Raw genomic sequence first — 3,258 nt, forward strand, 5'->3', positions numbered from 1 at the left:
AAGAAAAAGTTAAAGCTGTTATGAAGTTTTCAGGTCCTAGACTTATAATTTACAGCCCAATTCAATTTATAAAACATATATTTGAATAATAAATAGAACCTGCCTTTTTAGGTAGGTTTTTATTTTATTCCATTATAAACGCTAATATAGCAAATATAATAAGAGATGGCAATGTATAAATTGCACTCATTACACTGTAATTATCTACTAAAATACCTCTAGGAATTGACAATATATTTGTAATTAAAGATATATAAATAACTTCACTAAGTATTAAACATAAAAATATTTTACACAAAGCCATTATACAATTAATAAAAGTATTTTTTGACATATCTACTAATACAAATAAAACAAGAGCCATTCCTATAATCGTATGTATTCCAAAGCTAATTGGTAACATCCTAATACATGTTTGAATTACCCCTAGCATTAATGTCTTTTTTAATAAGGTTATTTTTGAAATTTTTAAATTTAAAAAGTAACATCCAACAACTAAAACTATCGCACATTCTGGAAATGTTCTGACTAAAGTATAGCCTAATGATGTACGTAACATATATTTCTCCTTCCTTTTAAGTACATTACAATAAAATTGTAACACAAATACAATTTATTTCTACATAATTTTCTCAATTTTTTTATGTTGTATTTATCATATATAGTTTTATATCTTGACTTCTATCAACATATTGTTATTCTATGGGAAATATGTTGAATAGTCAATAATTAACATGTATATTGCTGTAAATAAGTTAATTTACAATAAAAAAAAGACTGCTTATGCAGTCTTTTTAACCTATTTGTTATAATACTGTCTAATCAATTCCTCTTTTCCCATGTTTACTAGGGTTTTACTCATTAGTCCACCCAAATTTCCACCTTGTTTACCATTAGCATAAGAGGTTTTATTGCCTCCTGATGTATTAACTTCCATACCTAATTCATTTGCAATTTCCATTTTCATTTGATTTAAAGCTTCTCTTGCATTTGGATTTACAATTTTATTAGCCATAAAAACCTCCAATTATACTTTTTAGTATTATTTTTCTCAATTCATAACTCTATTATTTTGAAAATTATGGTTCTTTGTTTTTACCATGATTTACATGTATGCAAATATTAATTTATAGCAAATCCTATAATTAATAACATAATGGAGGTGCTAATATGAATAATCTACATCTTAGTGATGATGAATTGGTTGAAAATTTTGAAAGTGCCAGTCCTTGGTTTGTTGGTTTATATATGGAAACATTCCTAAATAATTTAAGTTTTTTATCTAATCGACAAGCTAAAAATGAATTTACATATGATATACATAGATATGATCCTATATTAATTGATGAAAATATCTTAGATATTTATAATAGGGTTGAATCATTATTGAAAATAATTAAAGGTAATAGAGTTCTCGATGCTTTAAAAATGGTTGTTGATTACGATACTGATACCATTTACGATATTTATGCTCGCGAGGAAGCAATTTACTTATTAACTTTAATCAAAAATGGAAAAATCACTTTACCAGTATCTAATTAGAGTAAAAAATTAATACTCTCAGTAATAAATTTTTATTTATTACTGAGAGTATTTTATTAGTTATACTTTAGTTTAATAATTCCCCTTTTATTTAGATAAAACTTTTTATAAATTTCTTATCTTTAATATAAATTCACTTTATTTGTCAATTGATACCGCTACATAAGTGGTGCAAATACTCTAAGTATCGCCTGCCATAAGGCATATCTTCTACCATCTTTTATATCTTGATCAGAAAATTCCCTACTTTTTGAAATTGTATCTAATGCATCTTTTTTAATATCACTTAAACATTTACATTTATATAAATACACTCCACACTCAAAATGTAAGTATAAACTTCTATAATCCATGTTTATTGTTCCCACTGTTGCAATCTCATCATCACAGATAAATACTTTAGCATGAATAAACCCTGGAGTATATTCATATATTTTCACACCAGCTCTTATTAATTGAGGATAATAAGACCTTGTAAGTTTAAATACCGTCTTTTTATCCGGTATTCCTGGAGTTACTATCTTTACATCTACTCCCTTTTTAGCTGCTAAACAAAGAGCTGTCATAATTTCATTGTCAATAATCAAATACGGTGTAAAAATATATACATAGTTTTTTGCACTATTTATAATATTTAAATACACATTCTCTCCTACTACTTCTTCATCTAACGGTGAGTCTCCATAAGGTTGTACAAATCCATCACTTATTGTAGTTTCTAATTGATGAACTTCTGGCTTATAAATAGAAAATTCTTCGTCAGTTTGTCTATTAGAATTCCACATTTCTAAAAACATCATGGTTAAGTTCCATACACCTTCTCCCTTTAACATGACCCCTGTATCCTTCCAATGTCCAAATCTTATTTTTTCATTAATATATTCATCAGCTAAATTTATCCCTCCTGTAAATCCTGTATGTCCATCTATAACTGTAATCTTACGATGGTCTCTATTATTCATTACAAGGGATAATAAAGGTTTAAAAGGATTAAAAGCAATACATTTTATACCTTTTTTCTCTAAAACCTTATCATATCCATAAGGAAGAAGTGATATACACCCCATATCATCATACATTAGCCTTACATCTAGTCCTTCTTTAGCTTTTTGTTCTAATATTTCTAAAATACCATTCCACATCTTGCCTTCTTCTATTATGAAATATTCCATAAATATATATCTTTTTGCCTTTTTTAATTCTTTAATTAAATCCTCGTAATTATCTTCTCCCACACTATAATATTTAACTTCTGTGTTTTTATACATAGGGAATCCTGATGCACAATTTATATAGTTTACATGTCCAAATACTGTTTTATTTTCTTTCTCAACTTCTTCTAATACTTTTTGATTTTGTTTTAGGTATTTACTAGTTATTTCTTGAACTTTCTCTAAGCGAAGTCTCATATCTTTAGATGGTTTTTTATTTCCTATTAAAAGATATAATAATCCTCCTGTAATATTAAATATTAGTATAGGTATAATCCAAGCTAGTTTATAGGCTGGATTATCATTTTTATTTATAATCCAAAGTACTGCTAGTGCACTTATTATAGTACATATAATTGATGCAATTGCTGAATAGTGGCTAAATTTTATCAATAAAAATAAAAATATACCAAGTTGAATAGCAATCATTAACCCAACAACTACCATTCTGCTAAATAAAAACCTTAATATTTTCATTAACTCTCTCCCTTCAAAATTATATATA

Annotated in this window: 5 protein-coding genes; 2 read left to right on the top strand and 3 right to left on the bottom strand. The window is 26.5% G+C overall.

Going from position 1 to position 3,258, the window contains the following annotated elements:
• Positions 1 to 89: nitrous oxide-stimulated promoter family protein (locus NSA58_RS20925; protein ID WP_257560717.1), on the top strand; the 89-nt coding region annotated here is incomplete at its 5' end.
• A 35-nt stretch (positions 90 to 124) separates the two neighbouring features.
• On the opposite strand, the gene NSA58_RS17760 is transcribed toward NSA58_RS20925, so the two are convergent.
• On the bottom strand, positions 125 to 559 hold the full coding sequence (locus tag NSA58_RS17760; protein ID WP_257560762.1) for a hypothetical protein: 435 nt from the start codon (positions 557 to 559) through the stop codon (positions 125 to 127).
• 240 nt (positions 560 to 799) lie between these two features.
• On the bottom strand, positions 800 to 1,015 hold the full coding sequence (locus NSA58_RS17765) for an alpha/beta-type small acid-soluble spore protein (RefSeq protein WP_039678829.1): 216 nt from the start codon (positions 1,013 to 1,015) through the stop codon (positions 800 to 802).
• 155 nt (positions 1,016 to 1,170) lie between these two features.
• Here NSA58_RS17765 and NSA58_RS17770 point away from each other — a divergent pair, with 155 nt between their 5' ends.
• Positions 1,171 to 1,542, top strand: coding sequence for a hypothetical protein (locus NSA58_RS17770; RefSeq protein ID WP_039678828.1), 372 nt, complete (start codon positions 1,171 to 1,173; stop codon positions 1,540 to 1,542).
• 158 nt (positions 1,543 to 1,700) lie between these two features.
• Here the strand turns inward: NSA58_RS17770 and cls are convergent, their stop codons facing one another.
• Positions 1,701 to 3,230 (bottom strand): cardiolipin synthase, encoded by a 1,530-nt coding sequence (gene cls / locus NSA58_RS17775; RefSeq protein WP_039678827.1) that lies wholly within the window; start codon positions 3,228 to 3,230, stop codon positions 1,701 to 1,703.
• Positions 3,231 to 3,258: the final 28 nt, after the last annotated feature.

The organism is Terrisporobacter muris (genome assembly GCF_024621905.1).
Lineage (GTDB): Bacteria > Bacillota > Clostridia > Peptostreptococcales > Peptostreptococcaceae > Terrisporobacter > Terrisporobacter muris.

What these genes read in the sequence shown, in the direction of transcription:
- NSA58_RS17760 (WP_257560762.1), bottom strand. Translation starts at nt 559, where the DNA reads ATGTTACGTACATCATTAGGCTATACTTTAGTCAGAACATTTCCAGAA.
- NSA58_RS17765 (WP_039678829.1), bottom strand. Translation starts at nt 1,015, where the DNA reads ATGGCTAATAAAATTGTAAATCCAAATGCAAGAGAAGCTTTAAATCAA.
- NSA58_RS17770 (WP_039678828.1), top strand. Translation starts at nt 1,171, where the DNA reads ATGAATAATCTACATCTTAGTGATGATGAATTGGTTGAAAATTTTGAA.
- cls (WP_039678827.1), bottom strand. Translation starts at nt 3,230, where the DNA reads ATGAAAATATTAAGGTTTTTATTTAGCAGAATGGTAGTTGTTGGGTTA.